This is a genomic window from Kineosphaera limosa NBRC 100340, from assembly GCF_000298215.1.
Taxonomy (GTDB): Bacteria; Actinomycetota; Actinomycetes; order Actinomycetales; family Dermatophilaceae; genus Kineosphaera; species Kineosphaera limosa.
In genome coordinates this window covers 1-2,411 of sequence record NZ_BAHD01000071.1, presented here as the reverse complement: position 1 = coordinate 2,411, position 2,411 = coordinate 1, and the positions used below count along the sequence as shown (strand labels likewise).

1 protein-coding gene is annotated in these 2,411 nt (G+C 69.6%); it reads right to left on the bottom strand.

Annotated elements, in window-relative coordinates:
- Positions 1 to 129: 129 nt before the first annotated feature.
- The coding region (locus tag KILIM_RS17280) for a chemotaxis protein CheA (protein ID WP_006594023.1) at positions 130 to 2,411 on the bottom strand (2,282 nt) is incomplete at its 5' end.

Here is a 2,411-nt window from a genome sequence, read left to right as displayed (position 1 = left end):
GTTCGGCAGGTGGGCGCGTGGGTCCGGGCAGGCTGAGCTGGGCCGCCGAGGGAAGCCCGGGGCCCGCGCCTGGCACGCGGAGAGCCCGCGCCCCTGGAGTGGGGCGCGGGCTCTCTGGGTAGCCAGGCGTCAGGCGGCGGCGTCTACGTCCACGGCCTTGTCGCAGTCGAGCACGAGCATGAGCTCGCGGTCGAGCTTGCAGACGCGGGTGACGAGCTCGCGCACGCGGCCGGTGACGGTGTCCGGCGGGGCCTCGAAGCGGTCCAGGTCGGGCTCGAGCACGTCACCGATGCGGTCGACGAGCAGCGAGGTCACCGTCTCGCCGGAGGTGCGCACGACGACGTTCGTCATCTCGTCGCCCTCCTCGCGCCGCGGCAGGCCCATGCGCTCGCGCAGGTCGACCGTGATGACGATCTGCCCACGCAGGTTGATGAGGCCGCTGACCTCCTTGGACGCCAGGGGAACCTTGGTCAGGTCCTGCTCGCGCAGCACCTCCTGGACGGTCTCCACCGGAACCCCGAACAGGTGCCCGCCGAGGCGGAACGTGCAGTACTGGTTGGCCATCGTGCAGACCCCTATCAGGCGTAAGCGGAGTAGTCGGTGGCGCCCGTGTAGGCGTCGGTCTCCGGCGCGATCATCCCGGCGATCGCATTGTCGATGTTCAGCAGCTCGGTGACGTGCTCGTTGACGACGGCCGAACCGAGGTTGCCGCCCGTGTCCAAGTGCGTGCGAATCGACAGGTCGTCCTCGACGATGTCGAGCACCGCCGCGACGACGAAGCCGAACAGCTGCCCGCGGTGCTGGCACACGACGACCTGCAGCGCGGCGTCCTCCCCGACCTCGTCGTACGAGCCGTAGTCGTCGGACAGGCGCAGCAGCGGCAGGATGACCCCCGCGGTACTGCACGACCTGGTTCTGCCCGACGGTCTCGACCCGAGTCATCGGGAACTCTTCGAGGCGCTCCACGCACTTCAGCGGCAGCGCCACCCGGCGCCCGTTGCTCAGCCGCACGACCAGCAGGGACGTCGAGTCGCTGCGTACCAGCTTGGCGGCCTCCTCGGCGGCGCGCTTGGCCGCCTCCGAGCCGTCGTTGACCATGCCGGCCCGAGCCGCCAGCGACACGGTGTCGAGGATGAGCGCCACGCGCCCGTCACCCATGAGGGTCGCGCCGGCGTACAGGTCGATGCCGCGCAACTGGATGCCCAGCGGCTTGACGACGATCTCCTCGGTGTCCTCGATGTCGTCGACGACGAGGCCGAACTGGCGCTGGTCGGCGCGCAGCACCGCGATGAACGTGGTGTCCGAGTCGCCCTTCTCCTCGCCGAGCTGCTCGCGCAGGTCGACCAGCGGCAGCAGGGCGCCGCGCAGGCGGTAGACCGGCGTGCCCTGAATGGTCTCCAGGCGCTCGGCGGCCTGCTCGCGGTCCAGGCGCACCAGCTCCAGCAGGTTGACCTGCGGGATCGCGAACATGTTGTCCTTGCCGCGCACCAGCAGCGCGGGGATGATCGCCAGCGTCAGCGGGATCTTGATGCGCGTCGTGGTGCCCCTGCCGAACTCGCTGGTGACGTCGATGACGCCGCCGATCTTCTCGATGTTCGTCTTGACGACGTCCATGCCGACGCCCCGACCGGAGACGTTCGTGACGGCCGCGGCGGTGGAGAAGCCCGCCTTGAAGATGAGGTGGCCCGCGTCGCGGTCCGACATGCGGTCGGCCGCTTCGCGGCTGATGAGGCCCTTCTCGACGGCCTTGTCCTTGACCTTCTCCGGGTTGATGCCGGCGCCGTCGTCGATGATCTCGATGTTGACCTGGCCGCCCTCGTGGAAGGCCTTCATGAGCAGCACACCCTCGGCGGGCTTGCCCTTGGCCACGCGATCCTCGGGCATCTCGATGCCGTGGTCGCAGCTGTTACGCACCAGGTGCGTCAGCGGGTCCTTGATCGCCTCGAGGATCGTCTTGTCGAGCTCGGTGTCCTTGCCCTCCATCTCGACGCGGATCTGCCGGCCGAGGCTGTTGGCGAGGTCGCGCACGACGCGCGGGATCTTGCTCCACACATTCTCGATGGGCTGCATGCGCGTCTTCATGACGCCCTCCTGCAGCTCGCTGGCCACCAGCGACAGCCGGTGCATCGAGCGCTGCAGCTCCTGGTCCTGGCTGGCCGCGGCGCGCTGCACGAGCTGGTTACGCGAGAGCACCAGCTCGCCGACGAGGTTCATCAGCGAGTCCAGCAGGTCGACGTCGACGCGGATGCTGGAGTCGGCCACCGAACGCACAGGCTTGTTTGCCTCATTGGCCTTGGGTGCTGCCGCGGCGGCGGCGTTCTGCGCGGCGGCGGCCGCCTGGGTCGCCTCCTTGGGAGCCGTCGGAACACCCGGCTGCGCCGCGGCGGCAGCGGCGGAGACGCCGGTCGGCG